Raw genomic sequence first — 17798 nt, 5'->3', positions numbered from 1 at the left:
TCCTCAGATTCCCACCGTGAAGCCCTGGGTCCAGCCGCGCATGTCCTCGACGATGCTGTCCCACGTTCCTGTGACGAGCAGCAGACCGGTGACGATCAGCATGCCGCCGCCGATCCGCATCACCCACGCGTAGTGCTTCTTCACCCAGCCGAACGCGCCCAGCGCCTTGCGGAAGGCGAGCGCGGCCACGATGAACGGCAGCCCCAGCCCCAGGCAGTACGCGGTGGTCAGCAGGGCGCCGCGGCCGGCGCTGGCCTCGTTGAGGGAGAGCGTGGAGACGGCGGCGAGGGTCGGCCCCATGCAGGGGGTCCAGCCGACGCCGAAGAGGACCCCGAGCACCGGCGCGCCCACCAGCCCGGCCGTGGGCTTCTTGTGGAAGCGGAACTCCCGCATCGTCAGCCCCGGGATCAGCCCCATGAAGAACAGCCCGAGCAGGATCACCAGGCCGCCCAGGACCTGCGAGATGATCCGCCGGTTCTCCTGGAGGGTGTCCCCGAAGTAGCCGAAGAGCGCCCCGCCGGAGACGAACACGGCGGTGAAGCCGAGGACGAACAGGCCCGCGCCCGCCAGCATCCGGCCGCGCCGGGCCTCGGCGAGATCGGCGCCGCTGACCCCGGTGACGTAGGAGAGGTAGCCGGGGACGAGCGGCAGGACGCACGGCGAGAAGAACGAGACCAGTCCGGCGAGGACCGCGATGGGCAGCGCCAGCAGCAGCGCCCCGCCGAGGACGGTCTGGTTCACGCCGGTGGTGCCGGCGGCGAGGAGGAGCTCGGGGGTCACCTGGTCACTGCTCCGCGAGGACCGGGTCGATCATCGAGCGCAGCTGTTCCTCGTTGATCGCGACCAGGGTGCGGGCGGCGATCCTGCCCTCCTTGTCGAGGACGATCGTGGAGGGGATGGCCTGCGGGTTGAGGGTGCCCTTGGGGAAGCGGAGCATCAGCTTGCCGTCCGGGTCGAACAGGCTCGGGTAGGTGATCCCGTAGGTCTCCTCGAACGCGGTCGCGTTCTGCTTGCTGTTGTCGCGGGTGTTGATCCCGACGAACGCCACGTCCTTGCCGGCGTCGGCCATCTCCTTGGAGACCTTCGCGAAGTACGGGGCCTCGGAGCGGCACGGCGGGCACCAGGAGCCCCAGACGTTGAGGACGACGACCTTGCCCTTGAGGGCGGTGGTGTCGAGCGTCTTGCCGTCGACGGTCTCACCGTCGAGCTTGGGGGCCTCGGCCCGGTCGGCGACGGCGACGGTGGAGATGCCGGTGGCTCCGGTGACGTAGCCGCCGCCGGAGCTCTTCGCGGACTTGCTCCCGCCGCTCCCGTCGGTGCAGGCGGTCAGGGTCAGGGCAGCGGAGACGGCCACCGCGGTCAGCAGGACCGCGCGGTGGCTGGTCGAGCGGCGGCGACTTCCACGGACAAGCACGCGGCTAAGGCTCATGTGAAAAGTTTCGCATGGGCGTTTTGTGGATCTTCCGCGCCCCCCGGCGCCCGGCGGGAACGGGGGCCGCGGCCCGCAGGAGCGGTGGCCGCGGCCCCGGACGTACCGCGTATCAGGCGCCGAACGCCTTCGACTTGCCCTTGACCGGCTTGGCCCCGGCCAGCAGGTGCGCCGGCACCAGGTCGCGGGCCGGCTCGCTGTAGCCCACCGACATCAGCTTGTCGCCCTGGTACGTGAACGACGTCAGCGAGGCCAGCGTGCACTGCCGGCGCCGCGGGTCGTGCCACAGCCGGCGCTTCTCCGCGAAGCTGCGCACGATCCAGATCGGCAGCTGGTGGCTCACGGCCACCGCCTCGTGGCCGCGGGCGGCGTCCTTGGCCGCGTCCAGCGCGCTCATCATGCGGACGACCTGCTCGACGTACGGCTCGCCCCAGGACGGCCTGAACGGGTTCGTCAGGTGCTTCCAGTTCGCGGGCTTGCGCAGCGCGCCGTCGCCGACGCCGAAGGTCTTGCCCTCGAAGACGTTCTCCGCCTCCAGCAGCCGCGGGTCCGTGGCCAGGTCCAGGCCGTGGCTCTTGGCGATCGGGGCGGCCGTCTCCTGGGCGCGCTCCAGCGGGGAGGACACGACGTACGTGATGTCGCGGCCCTCCAGGTGCTCGGCGACCCGGTCGGCCATCTGCCGGCCCAGCTCGGAGAGGTGGTAGCCGGGGCGGCGGCCGTAGAGCACGCCGTCGGGGTTCTCCACCTCGCCGTGCCGCATCAGGTGGACGACGGTGATCTCGCCGGCGGCGGTCGGGGTGTCGCTGCTCATGCGGTGGCCTCCGCGGCGGCGCGGGCGGCGGCGGGCAGGGCGTCGGCGATGCGCTCGACGGCCCGCTCGTCGTGGGCGGTGGAGACGAACCAGGACTCGAAGGCCGACGGCGGCAGGTAGACGCCGCGCTCCAGCATCGCGTGGAAGAACGCGGTGAAGCGGAAGCCCTCCTGGGTCTTGGCGTCCTCGTAGTCACGGACCTCGTCGGGCGTGAAGAAGACGGAGAACATGTTGGAGGCGGTCTGCAGCCGGTGCGCGACCCCCTCCTTGGTGAGCGCGGCCGTCACCAGCTCCTGGATCTGCGCCGAGACGGCGTCGACCTTCTCGTACGCCGCGTCGTCCAGCAGCCGCAGCTGCGCGAGCCCGGCGGCCGTGGCGATCGGGTTCCCCGACAGGGTGCCCGCCTGGTAGACCGGGCCGGCCGGGGCCAGGTAGGCCATCACGTCGGCGCGGCCGCCGAAGGCCGCCGCCGGGAAGCCGCCGCCCATGACCTTGCCGAAGGTCATCAGGTCGGGCTTGACGCCGTCGACGCCGTACCAGCCCGCGCGGGAGGTGCGGAAGCCCGTCATGACCTCGTCGGAGATGTACAGCGCGCCGTCCGCCCGGCAGATGTCGGCCAGACCCTGGTTGAAGCCGGGGGCCGGGGTCACCACGCCCATGTTGCCGGGCGCGGCCTCGGTGATCACGCACGCGATCTGGCCGGGGTGGGCGGCGAAGGCCGCGCGCACCGCGTCCAGGTCGTTGTACGGCAGCACGATCGTGTCGCCGGCCTGGGCGCCGGTGACGCCCGGGGTGTCGGGCAGGGCGAAGGTCGCGAGCCCGGAACCGGCCGCCGCGAGCAGCGCGTCCACATGACCGTGGTAGCAGCCGGCGAACTTCACGACCTTGGCGCGGCCGGTGAAGCCCCTGGCCAGCCGGATCGCGGACATGGTCGCCTCGGTACCCGACGAGACCAGGCGGACCTGCTCGACGGGCTCGATACGGGCGACGATCTCCTCGGCGAGGGCGACCTCGCCCTCGCCGGGCGTGCCGAAGGAGGTGCCGCGGGCGACGGCCTCCTGGACGGCGGCGATCACCTCGGGGTGGGAGTGGCCGAGGATCATCGGCCCCCACGAGCAGACGAGGTCGACGTACTCGCGGCCGTCGGCATCCGTGAGGTAGGGACCGGTACCGGACACCATGAACCGGGGCGTACCGCCCACGGCACGGAAGGCGCGTACCGGAGAGTTCACGCCGCCGGGGGTCACGAGGGACGCACGCTCGAAGAGCGTCTGCGAAACTGGGGCTTCATACGGGTACGGGTAGCTCACACCAGCCATGGTCTCAGAGGCCGCGACTTCACTTGCGGACGGGCGTTTCACCGCTGCGGCGCGGGGGAGGTCACTGCCATGATGATCAGGCTGCGTGGCGGGGGCCGCGGGGCCGGTACGGGCAATACCAGTCGGGTGGAGATATGCAACGCGGTGGTGGACCGGGCGAGGGCACGGACGGGCTGGACCCGCAGCGCGCCCGCGAGTCCCGTCGCCTGGGCAAGCACCGGCGACGCGCGGCCGCCGAGCGGACCGAGGGACCCGAGACGACGGCGGCCGGCGGGCCCGGTGCCGAGGAGGACGCCGGGACCGCGATCGGGGGCCGCGGCATGGGCGTGACGTACAAGTACTTCGGCGCCCCGGACGGCGCGACGGCCGCCCGGGTGCCGGTCACCATGCGCCCGGAGGAGCTCGGCGGCGACGAGCTCGGCATGGGCGGCATGTTCACCAAGATCAAGCCGGAGACGGTGGCCGCGATGGTCCTGACCGGCATCGAGGGCATACCCCTGCACAAGGTCCCGCCGCTGGAGCTGGTGGTCCTCCACCCCGACTACGCGGTGGTCAAGCTCCCCATGACGGTGGTCGACCCGCTGCGCGACATCGGTGAGGAATCGGTCGGCGCGGCGGCCTTCATCTGGTCGACGGTCCCCGACCGCGGCGGCCCGCGCGACGCGTTCAACGTGTACCAGCTCCTGCACGAGTGGCAGGACTTCTCCCACCGCCTCCACGAGGCCGGCCACCAGCCGTACTGCCTGGTCTGGCCCTGACCCCTGCCCCGGCGCTGCCCTGGTCCTGCCCGGACCCTGGCCCGCTGCTGCCCTGATCCTGTCCGGCGTCCGGCGTCCGGCGTCCGGCGTGATGCTGTAGGCGCGATCCGGACACCGGGCGGCCGCGTGCGCGGCGCCGGCGGCAGCGGCCGGCGGGGGCTCCCGCGCCGGTCGGACGGGGCCGGGGTGCCCGGGCCCCGTGGGGGTTGGTGGCGCCAACCGTGATTTACGGCCATCCCGGGGCCTGACGCATTCCGCCGGGGGCACCTGCTAACCGAGAATCTGTTTTGTTTTCGGGCCCCCTACGGAATCCCCCTGGAGCAGGTGTCATGCCGACCACCCAGAAGGTCCACCAGTTGCCGCAGAGCAACCAGCTGCGCGCCCTGCACACCGTGATCCGGGACCGCGACGCCTCCCGGGCCGACTTCGTCCTCTACTCGCGCCGCGTGATCCGCCTGCTCCTCGAATCCGCCCTCGACCTGCTGCCCTTCGACAAGCAGGAGGTCACCACCCCCGTCGGCGAGACCTACCCGGGCCTGAAGTTCACCGGCAAGCTGTGCGCCGTCCCCGTGATCCGGGCCGGGGACTCCATGGCGGACGAGCTGCGCCAGCTCATCCCCGGCATCCGCGTCGGCAAGATCCTCATCCAGCGGGACAGGACCACCAAGCTGCCGCGCCTGCACTACTGGAACCTGCCCGACGACATCGCCGACCGGCACGTCCTGGTGCTGGAGCCGATGCTCGCCACCGGCGGCAGCGCCAACGCCGCCCTCGACGTCCTCCTCGGCGCCGGCGTGCGCGAGGAGAACATCGTCCTCGTGAACTTCCTCGCCGCACCCGAGGGCATCGACGCCGTACGCCGCGCCCACCCCGGGGTCACGATGATCACCTCGTCGACCGAGGAGTGCCTGAACCCCGACGCCTTCATGATCCCGGGCATCGGCGACTTCGGGGACCGCTTCTTCGGCACCGCCGACGCGGCCCTGGTCCGGCGGTGAGCGGACACCGGCTCGCGACGGACTCCGCCGTCACCGCGCTGGCACCCGCCGTCTGGGGCTCGACGTACCTGGTCACCACCGAGCTCCTGCCGCCGGACCGGCCGCTGCTGGCGGCCACCGCACGGGCCCTGCCGGCCGGGCTGGTCCTCGTCGCGGCCGGCCGGGCCCTGCCCCGCGGCATCTGGTGGGGGCGGGCCCTGGTCCTCGGCGTACTGAACATCGGCGCCTTCTTCACCTTCCTGTTCATCGCCGCCTACCACCTGCCCGGCGGGGTCGCGGCCCTGGTCGGCTCCGTCCAGCCGATGTTCGTGCTGCTGCTGTCGGCGCTGCTGCTGAAGGACCGGATCCGGCCCGTCCACGTCGTGGCCTGCGCCCTCGGCGCGACCGGGGTCGGCCTGCTGGTCCTGCGGCCCGAGGCCGCGCTCGACACGGCCGGCGTCGCCGGCGGCCTGCTGGCCGCCGCGAGCATGGCCTCCGGGATCGTGCTCACCAAGCGGTGGGGCCGGCCCGCGGGCATCGGACTGCTGACCTTCACCGGCTGGCAGCTGGCCGTCGGCGGGCTGGTCCTGCTCCCGGTCATGCTGCTCGGCGAGGGCCTGCCGGACTCCGTCACCGGGGAGAACCTGGCCGGCTTCGCGTACCTGGGCGGCATCGGCGCGCTGCTCGCGTACGCCGTGTGGTTCCGCGGGGTGGAACGGCTGCCCGCGCTCGCCGTGTCCTTCCTCGGCTTCGTCTCGCCCCTGGCCGCCACCGCGCTGGGCTACCTCGTCCTCGGGCAGCGCCTCTCGCCGCTCCAGCTCGTCGGCGCGGCCGCGGTGCTGGCGGCGGTCTTCGTGGCCCAGCCCCGGCAGGCCCGCCCGGAACCGACGCCCCACCGGCCGCACCCGTCCCCGCCGCCCCGCCCGGCCGCCCCCGACTTCATGAAGTCCGGAGAGACCCTCGACAGGCAATCGAGCCCCCTCAGCCATGGTCGGCAGCATGAAGACGGATGAGATCCCCACGAGCATGCCCGCCACCGCCTCCGCCACCCGGCTGCCGGACCTGCTGCGCCGGCAGGTCGCGGCCCGCCCCGACGCGGTCGCCGTCCGGTGCGCGGACCGGCAGCTGACGTACCGCGGCCTCGACGCCGCGGCGGGCCGCCTCGCGGAGCGCCTGACCCGGCTCGGCGCCGGCCCCGGCACCCCCGTGGGCCTGTACGCCGAGCCCTCCCTCGACCTGATGACCGGGGTGTGGGGCATCCTCGCCGCGGGCGGCGCCTACCTGCCGCTGTCGCCGGACTACCCGCAGGACCGGCTGCGCTACATGGTCGAGCACGCCGCGCTGGGGTACGTGGTGACGCAGGGACATCTGGTGTTGCGGTTACGCGAGTTGGTCCCCGACGGCACACGGATCGTGGTGGTGGACGAGCCCGACACGCACGACGCCGACCGCACCGGCACGAGCTGCGAGGGTTCCGCAGGCCCCGAGAGCTACGACGGTTCCGCGAGCCACGGCCGCCCGGAGGCCCCCGGCGGCGGCACGGCCGCCGCCCGTCCCGACGACCTCGCCTACGTCATCTACACCTCCGGCTCCACCGGCCGCCCCAAGGGCGTGATGATCGAGCACCGCAGCATCGTCTCCCAGCTGCGCTGGCTGACCGACTGCGGCCACCTCGGCCCCGGCACCACCGTGCTCCAGAAGACCCCGATGAGCTTCGACGCCGCCCAGTGGGAGCTCCTCGCCCCCGCCGCCGGCGGCCAGGTGGTCATGGCGGCGCCCGGCAGCTACCGGGACCCCGAGGCCCTGGTCGACACGATCACCGCGTACGACGTCACCACCCTGCAGTGCGTCCCGACCCTCCTCCAGGCCCTCCTCGACACCGAGCGCCTGCCCTCCTGCGCCTCCCTGCGCCGGGTGTTCTCCGGCGGCGAGGCCCTCACCGTCAAGCTGGCCCGCGCCTTCGCCACCCAGCTGCCGCACGCCTCGCTGGTCAACCTGTACGGGCCCACCGAGTGCACGATCAACGCGACCGCCCACCAGGTCGACCTCGGCGCCCTCGCCGACGAGGACCCTGCCGCGATCGTCTCGATCGGCGTCCCCGTCGACAACACCCGCTGCTTCATCCTCGACGAGAACCTGCACCCGGTGAACATCGGCGAGAAGGGCGAGCTGTACATCGGCGGCGTCCAGCTGGCCCGTGGTTACCTCAACCTCCCCGAGCAGACGAAGGAACGGTTCCTCACCGTCCCCTTCCTCCCCTCCGAGCGCCTCTACCGCACCGGCGACCTCGCCGCGTGGAACACCGACGGCACCATCCGCTTCTGCGGCCGCGCCGACACCCAGGTCAAACTGCGCGGCTACCGCGTCGAACTGGAGGAGATCACCTCCGCCATCGAGGAGCACACCTGGGTCCGGCGCGCGGCCGCCGTCGTCGCCGACGACCCCCGCACCGGCTTCCAGCAGCTGTGCGCCCTCGTCGAACTCAACCCCAAGGAAGCCGCCCTGATGGACCAGGGCAACCACGGCTCCCACCACCAGTCCAAATCCAGCAAGCTCCAGGTCAAAGCCCAGCTGTCCAACCCGGGCCTGCGCGAGCCCGCCGAACTGGCCGGCCGCCCCGCCCTCGCCCTGCCCGGCTTCGCCGAGACCCCGCGCCAGCGCCGCGAGGCGTTCGCCCGCAAGACCTACCGCTTCTACGAGGGCGGCAAGGTCACCCGCGACGACCTGCTCGAACTGCTCGCCGCCCCGGGCCGGGTGCCGGCGTACGCGCGGGGCGTCGAGGAACTGACGTACGCCGAACTCGGCACGATCCTGCGCTGGTTCGGCCCCTTCCGGAGCCCCGAGCGGCTGCTGCCGAAGTACGCGTACGCCTCCCCCGGCGCCCTGTACGCCACCCAGCTGTACCTGGAGACGGACGGCTCCGTCGCCGGAGTCCCCGCCGGCGTCCACTACTTCCACCCCGTCGAGCACACCCTCGTCCGCGTCGGGGACGGCACCGGCACGGGCGCCGGACTGCACGTGCACTTCCTGGGCAAGCGGCGCGCGATCGAGCCCGTCTACAGCAACAACATCCTGGAGGTCCTGGAGTTCGAGACCGGCCACATGCTGGGCGTCTTCGACGAGGTGCTCCCCGCGTACGGGCTCACGATCCGCCCCCGCGCCCACGAGGAGGCCGTCAAGGCCGCCCTCGACGTGGCCGCCGAGGACCACTACCTCGGCACGTTCGCGATCGTGCCCCACACCGCCCCGGCCGGCGGCCCGGCCACCGACCCCGTCGAGCTGTACGTCCAGGCCCACCCCGGCCACGTGGTCGGCCTGCCCGGCGGCCTGTACCGCCACGAGGCCGGCGCACCGGGCGGCGACGGGGACACGGGCGCCGAAGGGGGCGGGGTCGGGGACACGGGCGTCGACGGGGACACGGGCGGCCGGGGCGACTTCGTCCGGATCTCCTCCGACATCGTCGAGAAGCGCCACGTCATCGCCATCAACCAGGGCGTGTACGAGGACGCCGCCTTCGGCATCACCGCCGTCAGCCGCGCCGCCGACGAGGACGGCTGGCTGGAGTACATCCACCTCGGCCGCACCCTGCACCGGCTCCAGCGCAACGCCCTGCGCCTGGGCCTGATGTCGTCCGGCTACTCCTCCAAGACCGGCAACCCGCTGCCGTCCGCCCGCCGCGCCGACCACCTCCTCGCGGCCGCCGGCATCGCGCCCGGACCCTCGTACTTCTTCCTCGGCGGCAAGGTCAGCGAGGAGCAGGTCTCCTCCACCGGCATGCGCGAGGACTCCGTCCACATGCGCGGCCCGACGGAGATGATCCGCGACGACCTCGCCCGGCTGCTGCCCGACTACATGATCCCCAACCGGGTGGTCGTGCTCGACACGCTGCCCCTGACCGCCAACGGGAAGATCGACTACGCGGCGCTGGCCGCCCGCGAGGACCTCACCGGCCCCGCCTCCCCGGGCACCGCCCTCGTGCCGCCGAAGACCCCCCTCGAAGAACGGCTCGCGGAGGCCTGGGGCAAAGCCCTCAAGTACGAGGCCGTCTCGATGGACGACAGCTTCTTCGCCTCCGGCGGCAACTCGCTGATCGCGATGACCCTGACCCGCTGGATCAACCGCGAGTTCGCCGTCACGCTGCCCATGCAGACCCTCTTCGACCACCCGCGCCTGGCCGACCTCGCCGGCCGCCTCGCCGACGGCGACGCCGCCGCCCGGCCCGCCTCCCGCCTGGTACGCCTGCACGACGGCGGCCCCGGCGCCCCCGTCTTCTGCTGGCCGGGCCTGGGCGGCTACCCCATGAACCTGCGGTCGCTGGCGCGCGAGGCGGCCACCGGCGGGCCGTTCTACGGGATCCAGGCGGGCGGCATCAACGCCGGCGAGACCCCCTTCGCCACCATCGGCGCCATGGCCGCCGCCGACATCGCCGAGATCCGCCGGATCCAGCCCGAGGGCCCGTACACGCTGTGGGGCTACTCCTTCGGCGCGCGCGTCGCCTTCGAGACCGCCTGGCAGCTGGAGCAGGCCGGGCAGCGGGTCGCGGACCTGCTGCTGATCTGCCCCGGCAACCCCGAGGTGCGCGCCGCCGACGGCAGCGCCTACGGCCGGCGGTCCTCGTACGACAACCCCGGCTACCTGACGATCCTGTACTCGGTGTTCGCGGGCGCCCTCTCCGGCCCCGGACTGGAGCGCTGCCTGGCGACCGTCCGGGACGAGGACGGCTTCGTGGACTTCGTCGCCGGCCGCTACCCGGACCTGGACCCGGAAGTGATCCGCCGCATCACGCGGATCGTCGGGGAGACGTACGAATTCGACTACACCTTCCACGAACTGGCCGAACGCCGGCTGTCCGCCCCCGTGACCCTGGTCCGCGCGGCGGGCGACGACTACTCCTTCATCGAAGGCAGCTCCGGCTACAGCGCCGAGCCGCCCCTCGTCCTCGACCTGTCCGCCGACCACTACCAGGTACTGAAGGAGGGCCAGGGCCTGGCGGAACTGGTGACGGCGATCAGCACCCGCACGAACACCCGTGAGATCTCTTCGGACTGACCGATGAAAGGAAACCCGCTCATGCCGCACGTCCACGTCCAGCACTACCCGAAGGACGACCTGACGCCCGAGCGCCTGAAGGCCTTCGACGACGCGGTCACCGCTGCCGTCACCGACACCTTCGGCGTCACCGAGGACAAGGTGTCCATCGCGCTCGAAACGGTGGCGCCGCAGGACTGGCGCGACCAGGTCGTGGCCGTGTTCGCCGCGCGCCGGGAGCTGCTCATCAAGGCCCCCGGTTACTGGAAAGAGGCGTGAGCCCGTTGAGCCCGTCGAGCCCGTTGAGCCCGCGCATGAGCCGTGTCGCGCCTCCGGTGGAGTACACCGAGGAGGTCCACGAGGCCCTCCACGAGGGCCGGGCGGTCGTGGCCCTGGAGTCCAACGTCATCACGCACGGCCTGCCGTACCCGGACAACGCCGCCACGGCCCGCAAGGTCGAGGACGCCGTCCGGGCCGGCGGGGCCGTGCCCGCGACCGTCCATGTCGACGGCGGCGCGATCCGCGTGGGCATGACGGACGCGGACATCGAACGGTTCGCCGCCCTGCCGGGCATCCCGAAGGTCTCCAGCCGGGACCTTCCGGTGGTGCTCGCCCGGGGCGGCCCCGGCGCCACCACCGTGGCCTCCTCGGTGGCGGCCGCCGAACTCGCCGGGATCCGCTGGTTCTCCTCGGCCGGCATCGGCGGCGTCCACCGGGGCGCGCAGGAGACGTTCGACATCTCCTCGGACCTCGTCCAGTTCACGCGCTCGCGGGTGGCGGTGGTCTGCGCCGGCGCGAAGATGATCCTGGACCTGGGCCTGACCCTGGAGTTCCTGGAGACCCACTGCGTGCCGGTGGTCGCCCACCGCTCCGACGACTTCCCCGCCTTCTACTGCCGTACGAGCGGCCACCGCGCGCCGCACCGGATCGACGACGAGGCCGTCCTGGCCCGGGCGGTGGCCACCCACTGGGCGCTGGGCAGCCCGACCTCGTTCCTGATCACGACCCCGGTCCGGGAGGCCGACGCCATCGACGCGGCCGAGGTCGAGGCCGCGATCGGCGAGGCGGTGATGGCCGCCGACCGCGACGGCGTCGCCGGCCAGGGCCTGACGAAGTACCTTATGCGCGCGGTCGACGCGGCCACCGGTGGGCGCTCCGCCCGCGCCAACATGGCGGTGCTGGCGACCTGCGCCGAGACGGCGGGCCGCCTGGCCGCCGCGTACAGCACGGCAGGGACGGACTCATGACGAGCACGGCACGCACCCCTCTCACCCCCCTCACCCTCACCGCGGACGAGATCACGGCCACCGCCGACATCCGCCTGGCGGTCTTCGACCTGGACGGCACCCTGGTCGACACCCCGCGGGCGATCGTGAACACCTTCGAGGCGGCCTTCGCCGAACTGCTGCCGGCCGGAGAGGCGCCGGCCGGGAAGAGGCCTTCCCCCCTGGCCATCCGCGCGACGATCGGCCTGCCCCTGCCCCGGGCCTGGTCCACGCTGCTGGAGCTGCCCGAGTCCGACCCGCTCGTCACCGCCGGCGTCGAGGCGTACCTGCGGCTGTTCCGCGAGCTCGTGCTGCCGCGCTCGCGCGAACTGCTCTTCCCCGGTGTCGAGTCGGGACTGGCGCGGCTGCGGGCGCGCGGGGTCGTCCTCGCCGTCGCCACCAGCAAGCTCCAGGCCAGTGCGGAGGCACTGCTGGAGGCGGCCGGGCTGCGCGGGCTGTTCGCGGTCGTGGTCGGCGCGGACCGGGTCAGCCGCCCCAAGCCAGACCCGGAGTCCGGCCAGGTGATCCTGGACCGCCTCGGCCTGCCGGCCGCGCGCGCCGTGATGGTCGGCGACACCACGCACGACCTGCTGATGGCGCGGGCGGCGGGGATGCGGTCGGTCGCGGTGACGTACGGCATCCACCCGGCGGACCGGCTCGCGCAGGCGGAACCGACGTGGGTGGCCCACACGTTCGACGAGGTGATCGGCGCGATCGTGTCGGCACGTTGAGGTACGGCAACGGGGGCGGGGCCATGGTGACGGTGGACGTCGACCTGCGGAAGCTGACGGAGCGGGACCTTCCGGCCGTCTGGGAGATGTCGACCGACCCGGTCGCCCTGCGGATGGCGGCGTTCACCGCCCCGGATCCGTACGACCGGGCCGCCTTCGACGCGTTCTGGACGCGGATCCTGGGTGACCCGGCCGTGGGCGCGCACGCGATCGTGCTCGACGGCTCGATGGTGGGCTCGCTCATGCTCTTCGGCCCGCCCGAGCGGCGGACGGTGGGCTACTGGGTCGCCCGCGCCCACTGGGGCCGGGGCATCGCCACGGCGGCCCTGCGCGAACTGCTCGCGCGGGAGCCGCACCGGCCGCTGTACGCGCGGGTGGCGACGGACAACGCGGCATCGCTGCGGGTTCTGACCGAGTGCGGCTTCGTAGTGACAGGTACGGAAACGAACTGGGCGCACGGACGGGGCGCGGACACGGAGGAATACATGCTGAGTCTTGGAGCGGTGACCCTGACCCCGTGGTCGGACGCCGACTTCCCGCTGCTGGAGCGCCTGAACGCGCCCGACATGACCGTCCACCTGGGCGGCCCGGAACCGGCGGACCGCCTCGCCGACCGCCAGCGGCGCTACGTCGCCCTGAGCGCGGCGGCTCCGGCCGCGGGCCGGATGTTCCGGGTGTCGCTGACGGAGACGGGCGAGGACATCGGGTCGGTCGGCTACTGGGAGCGGGAGTGGCGCGACGAGGAGGTGTACGAGACGGGGTGGGGCGTGCTGCCGGCGTTCCAGGGACAGGGGCTGGCGGTGGCGGCGGTCGCCGCGGCGGCGGCCCACGCGGCCACCCACGGCACACGGCCGGCGCTGCACGCCTTCCCGGGCGTGGACCACGCGGCGTCGAACGCGGTGTGCCGCAGGGCGGGCTTCACGCTGCTGGGCGAGACCCAGTTCGAGTACCCCCCGGGCATCTTCCACACCAGCCACGACTGGCGCCTCCCCCTCACCCCCTGACCACCACCGGCCCCGGGCCCCCCGCGCCTCAATCGCCGGCGGGGCTCAAAGATGCGGGGGGCTCCGCCCCCGAACCCCCATACGTGCGCTCCGCGCCCGTGCGCTCAAACGCCGCGCGGGCTGGAAATGCCGCTGCGCGGCATCCCATCCGCGGGGCACCCGATCCAGCCTCGCCGGCGATTGAGGCGCGGGGTCCGGGGCGGAGCCCCGAAGCCTGCCCCGCTGGGCAACCATCAGCGCCGCCGGGCAACCCCACCCAGCCCCGCCGGCGATTGAGGCGCGGGGGCGGAGCCCCCGGGGCCGGCCCCGCCGGGGGGACCTGCCGGCCCACCCGGAGGGTCACGGCGTCAGGACCAGCCGGCCCCGAACCCCCGGCTTCGAAAGGTGCGCGTGCGCCTCCACCGCCGCCGTCAGCGGATACGTCTGCCCGACCCGCAGGGTCAGCACGCCGGAATCCACCAGCCGCGCCAGCCGCCCCAGCAGCTCCCCGTCGGCCGCGACCTCCTGCTCGATCACCCGCACGCCCCGCACCGCCGCCGGCCCGCCCCCCGGGCGCAGCCCCACGTACAACCCGCCGTCCCGCACGAAGCCCAGCGCCGCCTCCCCCAGCACCGCCGCGTCCAGCACCCCGTCCACCACCGGCGCGTCCTTCTCCTCGCCCCGCGCCACGAACCCGACGGCCCCCAGCGACCGCACCAGCTCCTCGTCCTCCGCGCCCGCCAGCCCCGTCACCACCAGCCCGGCCGCCGCCGCGAGCTGGACCGCCAGCCCGCCCACGACCCCCGCCGCCCCGGTGACCAGCACCGACGCCCCGGCCGGCAGCCCCAGCAGGTCCACCGCGCGGGCCGCCGTCAGCCCGCTCAGCGGCAGCACCGCCGCCTCCTCCACGCCCACCGACTCCGGCGCCGCCGCCACCGCCGAGGCGTCCAGGACGACGTACTCCGCGTGCGATCCCAGCGGCTTCACCGGCCCGTAGTGCAGGCCCACCACCCGCTGCCCGGCCGTCCAGCCCGTGACGCCCTCGCCCACCGCGTCGATGTCGCCGGCGACGTCCCAGCCCAGCCCGAGCGGACCGGCGTCGCCGCCGCCGAAGACCCCGGCGCGCACCGCCCCGTCCACGGGGTTGAGCCCCGCCGCCCGTACCCGGATCCGCACCTGCCCCGCCGCCGGCACCGGCACCGCGACCTCCGCGATCCGCACCTGCTCCGGGCCGCCGAAACCCTCGATCACGACCGCCTTCATCATGGAATTCTCCCTCTCACACGCTTCGTTCGTTCCGATGCGCACTAACTTAGGGAGAGGTACTTTCCTTTCGTAAGTACGCACTCCAAAGTGCGTACCCCACCCCGGCGTTCGCCGGGCCGTGCCACAGAAAGCAGGCCGCCGCCCATGCCCACCCGCACCGCCGCCGCCCGCCGCGAAGAGGCCCGCAGCGCCTACGACGCCTTCCTCAAGGACTGCCCCACCAGCCAGCTCCTCGCCCGCATCAGCGACAAGTGGGTCAGCCTCATCGTCCCCGCCCTCCAGCAGGCCCCCGGCCCCCTGCGCTACAGCGACCTCGGCCGCCGCATCCCCGGCGTCAGCCAGAAGATGCTCACCCAGACCCTCCGCTCCCTCGAACGCGACGGCATCGTCACCCGTACCGTCACCCCCACCGTCCCGGTCCGCGTCGACTACGCCCTCACCCCGCTCGGCTCCAGCCTCGGCTGCCTGCTCTCCTCCGTGAAGCTCTGGGCCGAGAACCACTTCGACGAGGTCAGCGCCCACCGCGCCACGTACGACGCGTCCGAGACCGAGTCCGGGTCCGCCCCCTGAAAACCCCGCCCCCGGCCCCACCCCCCAATGGCATGCTGAACGGGTGAACGGTCCCGACATCCACCTCACCCTCGCCCCCGAGCTGCGCCTGTTCGCCCCGCCGAGCCGCCGCGCCGACCGCGTGCCGACGCCCACCGACGGCTCGTCCAGCCTCGGCCACGTCGTCGAGTCCGCCGGAGTCCCACTCACCGAGGTCGGCCGGCTGCTCGTCGACGGCGAGGAGGTCCCGGTCAGCTACGTCCCCACCGGCGGCCAGTCGGTCGAGGTGCTCAGCGTCAGCCGCCCCCAGGAGGTGCCCGGCGCGCCGCTCCGTTTCCTCCTCGACGTCCACCTCGGCACCCTCGCCCGCCGCCTGCGCCTGCTCGGCGTCGACGCCGCGTACGACAACGAGGACCCGGGCGACCCCGCCCTCGCCGCCCGCTCCGCCGCCGAGCAGCGCGTCCTGCTCTCCCGCGACCGCGGCCTGCTGCGCCGCCGCGAGATCTGGGCCGGCGCGTACATCTACAGCGACAACCCCGACGAGCAACTGCGCGACGTGCTCAGCCGGTTCGCCCCCGCCCTGACCCCGTGGACCCGCTGCACCGCCTGCAACGGCCCGCTGCACGACGCCGACAAGGACAGCGTCGGCGACCGCCTCCAGGGCGGCACCCACCGCTCGTACGACGTCTTCGCCCAGTGCTCCGCGTGCGAGCGCGTCTACTGGCGCGGCGCCCACCACGCCCGCCTGGAGCGCATCGTCGACGCGTCCGTGGCCGAGTTCGGCGGCGCCCGCGCCTGACCCGGGCCGCCGGGCCCCGGCCGGGCCGGACCAAGCCCGGCCCGGCCCGGCCCATGCCTCTTCAGAAGGCGTACGCGTCGCCCGTGTCCAGCGCCAGCACCACGTGCTCGTTGTTGCCCAGGTTGCGGTCGGTCGCCCCGCCGTTCCACCACGTGTCCACCCGGACCACCACCTCCGAGGGCCGGTCCGCCAGCGCCAGGACCAGCCCGATGTGCCGGCCCTGCCCGTGCAGCGGCATCGCGCCCGTCTCGCACAGCACCTCGCGCAGCCCGGCCCGGGCGCAGCCCTCCGTCAGCCGCTGCTCGGGGGCCAGGTCCGCCGACAGGCGCAGGCGCAGCGTGGCGCCCGGCACCGCCGCCGGCCCGTTGTTCTCGGGGACCAGCCAGACCGCCAGCCGGCCCCGCGTCAGCGACACCCGGCCGTGGTACGCCACATCGGCCTCGGCATCGGCCTCCGCCGGCCCGGCCGCCCCGGCCACTCCGGCCGCCCCGGCCACCCCGGCCAGCCCGAGGACCAGCGACGCGACCACACTTCGTACGACGACGGCTGCTGCACATGCACGCACCGTGACCACCTCCACGCGCGGACGCTAGCCCCACCCGCACCCCAAAAATCGGACCATCACACGAACGAGGGCGCGCCCACCCCCATCCGCACGCACACTCCTCACCCCGCCCCCTCACCCCCCTCATGCCACCCTTGGCCGCATGCTGATCACCCGCTCCGTCGCCCTCTTCGCCCTCGCCGCCGTCCTGGAGATCGGCGGCGCCTGGCTGGTCTGGCAAGGCGTCAAGGAGCACAAGGGCTGGATCTGGATCGGCGCCGGGGTCATCGCCCTCGGCCTCTACGGCTTCGTCGCCACCCTCCAGCCCCAGGGCGACTTCGCCCGCGTCCTCGCGGCGTACGGCGGCGTCTTCGTCGCCGGCTCACTGGCCTGGGGCGTCGTCGCCGACGGCTACCGCCCCGACCGCTGGGACGTCATCGGCGCCCTGGTCTGCCTGGCCGGCATGGCCCTGATCATGTACGCGCCCCGCGGCCGCTGAGGCCCGCCCGGACGGCGTCCTATGCTGACCGGGTATCGATCGCCTGACCGAGGAGAGCGCCCCCCATGACCAGCCGTACCGCCGTCGTCACCGGGGCCAGCAGCGGAATCGGCGCCGCCACCGCCCGGCAACTCGCCGCCGCCGGCTACCACGTCGTCCTCACCGCCCGCCGCAAGGACCGGATCGAGAACCTCGCCGCCGAGCTCACCGCCGCCGGCCACGCCGCCACCGCCCACGCCCTCGACGTGACCGACCGCGCCGCCGTCGACGCCTTCGCGGCCTCCCTCTCCCGCTGTGACGTCCTCGTCAACAACGCCGGCGGGGCCATCGGCGCCGAGCCCGTCGCCACCGGCGACCCGGCCGACTGGCGCACCATGTACGAGGTCAACGTCATCGGCACCCTCAACACCACCCAGGCCCTGCTGCCCGCCCTGGTCGAGAGCGGCGACGGCACGGTGGTCGTCCTGTCCTCCACCGCCGGCCACGCCACGTACGAGGGCGGCGCGGGCTACGTCGCCGCCAAGAACGGCGCCCGCGTCCTCGCCGAGACCCTCCGCCTGGAGATCGTCGGACAGCCCGTACGCGTGATCGAGATCGCCCCCGGCATGGTCCGCACCGAGGAGTTCGCCACCACCCGCTTCCGCGGCGACAAGGAGAAGGCCGCCAAGGTCTACGCGGGCGTCGCCGAGCCCCTCACCGCCGACGACGTGGCCGACACCATCACCTGGGCCGTGACCCGCCCCAGCCACGTCAACATCGACCTCCTGGTGGTCCGCCCGCGCGCCCAGGCCTCGAACACCAAGGTCCACCGCGACCTCTGACACCCCGCCCGGCCCGCCC

At 73.5% G+C, this 17798-nt stretch carries 18 protein-coding genes; 12 read left to right on the top strand and 6 right to left on the bottom strand.

Annotated elements, in window-relative coordinates; translation table 11 throughout:
* Positions 1–3: 3 nt before the first annotated feature.
* The 4 genes from ACZ6KO_RS13510 to hemL all read right to left on the bottom strand — a co-directional run bounded on the left by ACZ6KO_RS13510 (position 4) and on the right by hemL (position 3559).
* A complete protein-coding gene (locus tag ACZ6KO_RS13510; RefSeq protein ID WP_401455861.1) occupies positions 4–780 on the bottom strand; it encodes a cytochrome c biogenesis CcdA family protein in 777 nt (258 codons plus the stop codon).
* A gap of 4 nt (positions 781–784) precedes the next feature.
* The gene (locus ACZ6KO_RS13505) at positions 785–1429 is read right to left on the bottom strand and encodes a TlpA family protein disulfide reductase (protein WP_469304079.1); all 645 of its coding nucleotides are present in this window, start codon (positions 1427–1429) and stop codon (positions 785–787) included.
* 112 nt (positions 1430–1541) lie between these two features.
* Positions 1542–2240, bottom strand: a complete 699-nt coding sequence (locus ACZ6KO_RS13500; protein WP_469304077.1) for a histidine phosphatase family protein — start codon at positions 2238–2240, stop codon at positions 1542–1544.
* Positions 2237–3559: a glutamate-1-semialdehyde 2,1-aminomutase gene (gene hemL / locus ACZ6KO_RS13495; protein WP_469304074.1), complete on the bottom strand. Its 1323-nt coding sequence runs from the start codon at positions 3557–3559 to the stop codon at positions 2237–2239. The genes ACZ6KO_RS13500 and hemL overlap by 4 nt, the downstream gene beginning before the upstream one ends.
* A 134-nt stretch (positions 3560–3693) precedes the next feature.
* On the opposite strand from hemL, the gene ACZ6KO_RS13490 reads away from it, so the two are divergent.
* The 8 genes from ACZ6KO_RS13490 to ACZ6KO_RS13455 all read left to right on the top strand — a co-directional run bounded on the left by ACZ6KO_RS13490 (position 3694) and on the right by ACZ6KO_RS13455 (position 13322).
* Positions 3694–4317 (top strand): hypothetical protein, encoded by a 624-nt coding sequence (locus tag ACZ6KO_RS13490; protein WP_469304072.1) that lies wholly within the window; start codon positions 3694–3696, stop codon positions 4315–4317.
* A gap of 329 nt (positions 4318–4646) precedes the next feature.
* A complete protein-coding gene (upp, locus tag ACZ6KO_RS13485) occupies positions 4647–5315 on the top strand; it encodes a uracil phosphoribosyltransferase (protein ID WP_469304070.1) in 669 nt (222 codons plus the stop codon).
* Positions 5312–6307, top strand: a complete 996-nt coding sequence (locus ACZ6KO_RS13480) for an EamA family transporter (protein WP_469304068.1) — start codon at positions 5312–5314, stop codon at positions 6305–6307. Before upp ends, ACZ6KO_RS13480 begins: the two co-directional genes overlap by 4 nt.
* Positions 6308–6320: 13 nt before the next feature.
* Positions 6321–10343: a non-ribosomal peptide synthetase family protein gene (locus ACZ6KO_RS13475; protein WP_469304964.1), complete on the top strand. Its 4023-nt coding sequence runs from the start codon at positions 6321–6323 to the stop codon at positions 10341–10343.
* A gap of 21 nt (positions 10344–10364) precedes the next feature.
* On the top strand, positions 10365–10601 hold the full coding sequence (locus ACZ6KO_RS13470; protein WP_401455843.1) for a tautomerase family protein: 237 nt from the start codon (positions 10365–10367) through the stop codon (positions 10599–10601).
* 35 nt (positions 10602–10636) lie between these two features.
* Positions 10637–11569, top strand: a complete 933-nt coding sequence (locus tag ACZ6KO_RS13465; protein WP_469304065.1) for a pseudouridine-5'-phosphate glycosidase — start codon at positions 10637–10639, stop codon at positions 11567–11569.
* Positions 11566–12318, top strand: a complete 753-nt coding sequence (locus ACZ6KO_RS13460; RefSeq protein WP_469304063.1) for an HAD family hydrolase — start codon at positions 11566–11568, stop codon at positions 12316–12318. Before ACZ6KO_RS13465 ends, ACZ6KO_RS13460 begins: the two co-directional genes overlap by 4 nt.
* Positions 12319–12341: 23 nt before the next feature.
* Positions 12342–13322, top strand: a complete 981-nt coding sequence (locus tag ACZ6KO_RS13455; protein WP_469304061.1) for a GNAT family N-acetyltransferase — start codon at positions 12342–12344, stop codon at positions 13320–13322.
* Between the two features lie 339 nt (positions 13323–13661).
* Here the strand turns inward: ACZ6KO_RS13455 and ACZ6KO_RS13450 are convergent, their stop codons facing one another.
* Positions 13662–14564, bottom strand: a complete 903-nt coding sequence (locus ACZ6KO_RS13450) for an NADP-dependent oxidoreductase (protein ID WP_469304963.1) — start codon at positions 14562–14564, stop codon at positions 13662–13664.
* Positions 14565–14711: 147 nt separating this feature from the next.
* Between ACZ6KO_RS13450 and ACZ6KO_RS13445 the strand changes: the two genes are divergently transcribed.
* Together ACZ6KO_RS13445 and ACZ6KO_RS13440 are read left to right on the top strand one after the other, a co-directional pair.
* Entirely contained in the window at positions 14712–15137 is a 426-nt protein-coding gene (locus ACZ6KO_RS13445) for a winged helix-turn-helix transcriptional regulator (RefSeq protein ID WP_469304059.1), read from the top strand.
* Between the two features lie 43 nt (positions 15138–15180).
* The gene (locus ACZ6KO_RS13440) at positions 15181–15915 is read left to right on the top strand and encodes a Mut7-C RNAse domain-containing protein (protein ID WP_401455837.1); all 735 of its coding nucleotides are present in this window, start codon (positions 15181–15183) and stop codon (positions 15913–15915) included.
* 61 nt (positions 15916–15976) lie between these two features.
* Here ACZ6KO_RS13440 and ACZ6KO_RS13435 read toward each other — a convergent pair whose 3' ends face one another.
* On the bottom strand, positions 15977–16495 hold the full coding sequence (locus ACZ6KO_RS13435) for a hypothetical protein (RefSeq protein WP_469304057.1): 519 nt from the start codon (positions 16493–16495) through the stop codon (positions 15977–15979).
* A 127-nt stretch (positions 16496–16622) separates the two neighbouring features.
* On the opposite strand from ACZ6KO_RS13435, the gene ACZ6KO_RS13430 reads away from it, so the two are divergent.
* Both ACZ6KO_RS13430 and ACZ6KO_RS13425 read left to right on the top strand, forming a co-directional pair.
* A complete protein-coding gene (locus tag ACZ6KO_RS13430) occupies positions 16623–16958 on the top strand; it encodes a YnfA family protein (RefSeq protein ID WP_401455833.1) in 336 nt (111 codons plus the stop codon).
* 65 nt (positions 16959–17023) lie between these two features.
* On the top strand, positions 17024–17779 hold the full coding sequence (locus tag ACZ6KO_RS13425; RefSeq protein ID WP_469304054.1) for an SDR family NAD(P)-dependent oxidoreductase: 756 nt from the start codon (positions 17024–17026) through the stop codon (positions 17777–17779).
* The last annotated feature ends 19 nt before the right edge of the window (positions 17780–17798 follow it).

The sequence above is a fragment of the Streptomyces sp. NPDC042102 genome (genome assembly GCF_055582305.1).
Note: the sequence above shows the minus strand (reverse complement) of the source record. Positions and strands in the feature narration are given on the sequence as shown.

Coding starts and splice junctions, on each gene's coding strand:
- ACZ6KO_RS13505 (WP_469304079.1), bottom strand. CDS start 1,429: ATGAGCCTTAGCCGCGTGCTTGTCCGTGGAAGTCGCCGCCGCTCGACC.
- ACZ6KO_RS13500 (WP_469304077.1), bottom strand. CDS start 2,240: ATGAGCAGCGACACCCCGACCGCCGCCGGCGAGATCACCGTCGTCCAC.
- hemL (WP_469304074.1), bottom strand. CDS start 3,559: ATGGCTGGTGTGAGCTACCCGTACCCGTATGAAGCCCCAGTTTCGCAG.
- ACZ6KO_RS13490 (WP_469304072.1), top strand. CDS start 3,694: ATGCAACGCGGTGGTGGACCGGGCGAGGGCACGGACGGGCTGGACCCG.
- upp (WP_469304070.1), top strand. CDS start 4,647: ATGCCGACCACCCAGAAGGTCCACCAGTTGCCGCAGAGCAACCAGCTG.
- ACZ6KO_RS13475 (WP_469304964.1), top strand. CDS start 6,321: ATGCCCGCCACCGCCTCCGCCACCCGGCTGCCGGACCTGCTGCGCCGG.
- ACZ6KO_RS13470 (WP_401455843.1), top strand. CDS start 10,365: ATGCCGCACGTCCACGTCCAGCACTACCCGAAGGACGACCTGACGCCC.
- ACZ6KO_RS13465 (WP_469304065.1), top strand. CDS start 10,637: ATGAGCCGTGTCGCGCCTCCGGTGGAGTACACCGAGGAGGTCCACGAG.
- ACZ6KO_RS13460 (WP_469304063.1), top strand. CDS start 11,566: ATGACGAGCACGGCACGCACCCCTCTCACCCCCCTCACCCTCACCGCG.
- ACZ6KO_RS13455 (WP_469304061.1), top strand. CDS start 12,342: ATGGTGACGGTGGACGTCGACCTGCGGAAGCTGACGGAGCGGGACCTT.
- ACZ6KO_RS13450 (WP_469304963.1), bottom strand. CDS start 14,564: ATGAAGGCGGTCGTGATCGAGGGTTTCGGCGGCCCGGAGCAGGTGCGG.
- ACZ6KO_RS13445 (WP_469304059.1), top strand. CDS start 14,712: ATGCCCACCCGCACCGCCGCCGCCCGCCGCGAAGAGGCCCGCAGCGCC.
- ACZ6KO_RS13430 (WP_401455833.1), top strand. CDS start 16,623: ATGCTGATCACCCGCTCCGTCGCCCTCTTCGCCCTCGCCGCCGTCCTG.
- ACZ6KO_RS13425 (WP_469304054.1), top strand. CDS start 17,024: ATGACCAGCCGTACCGCCGTCGTCACCGGGGCCAGCAGCGGAATCGGC.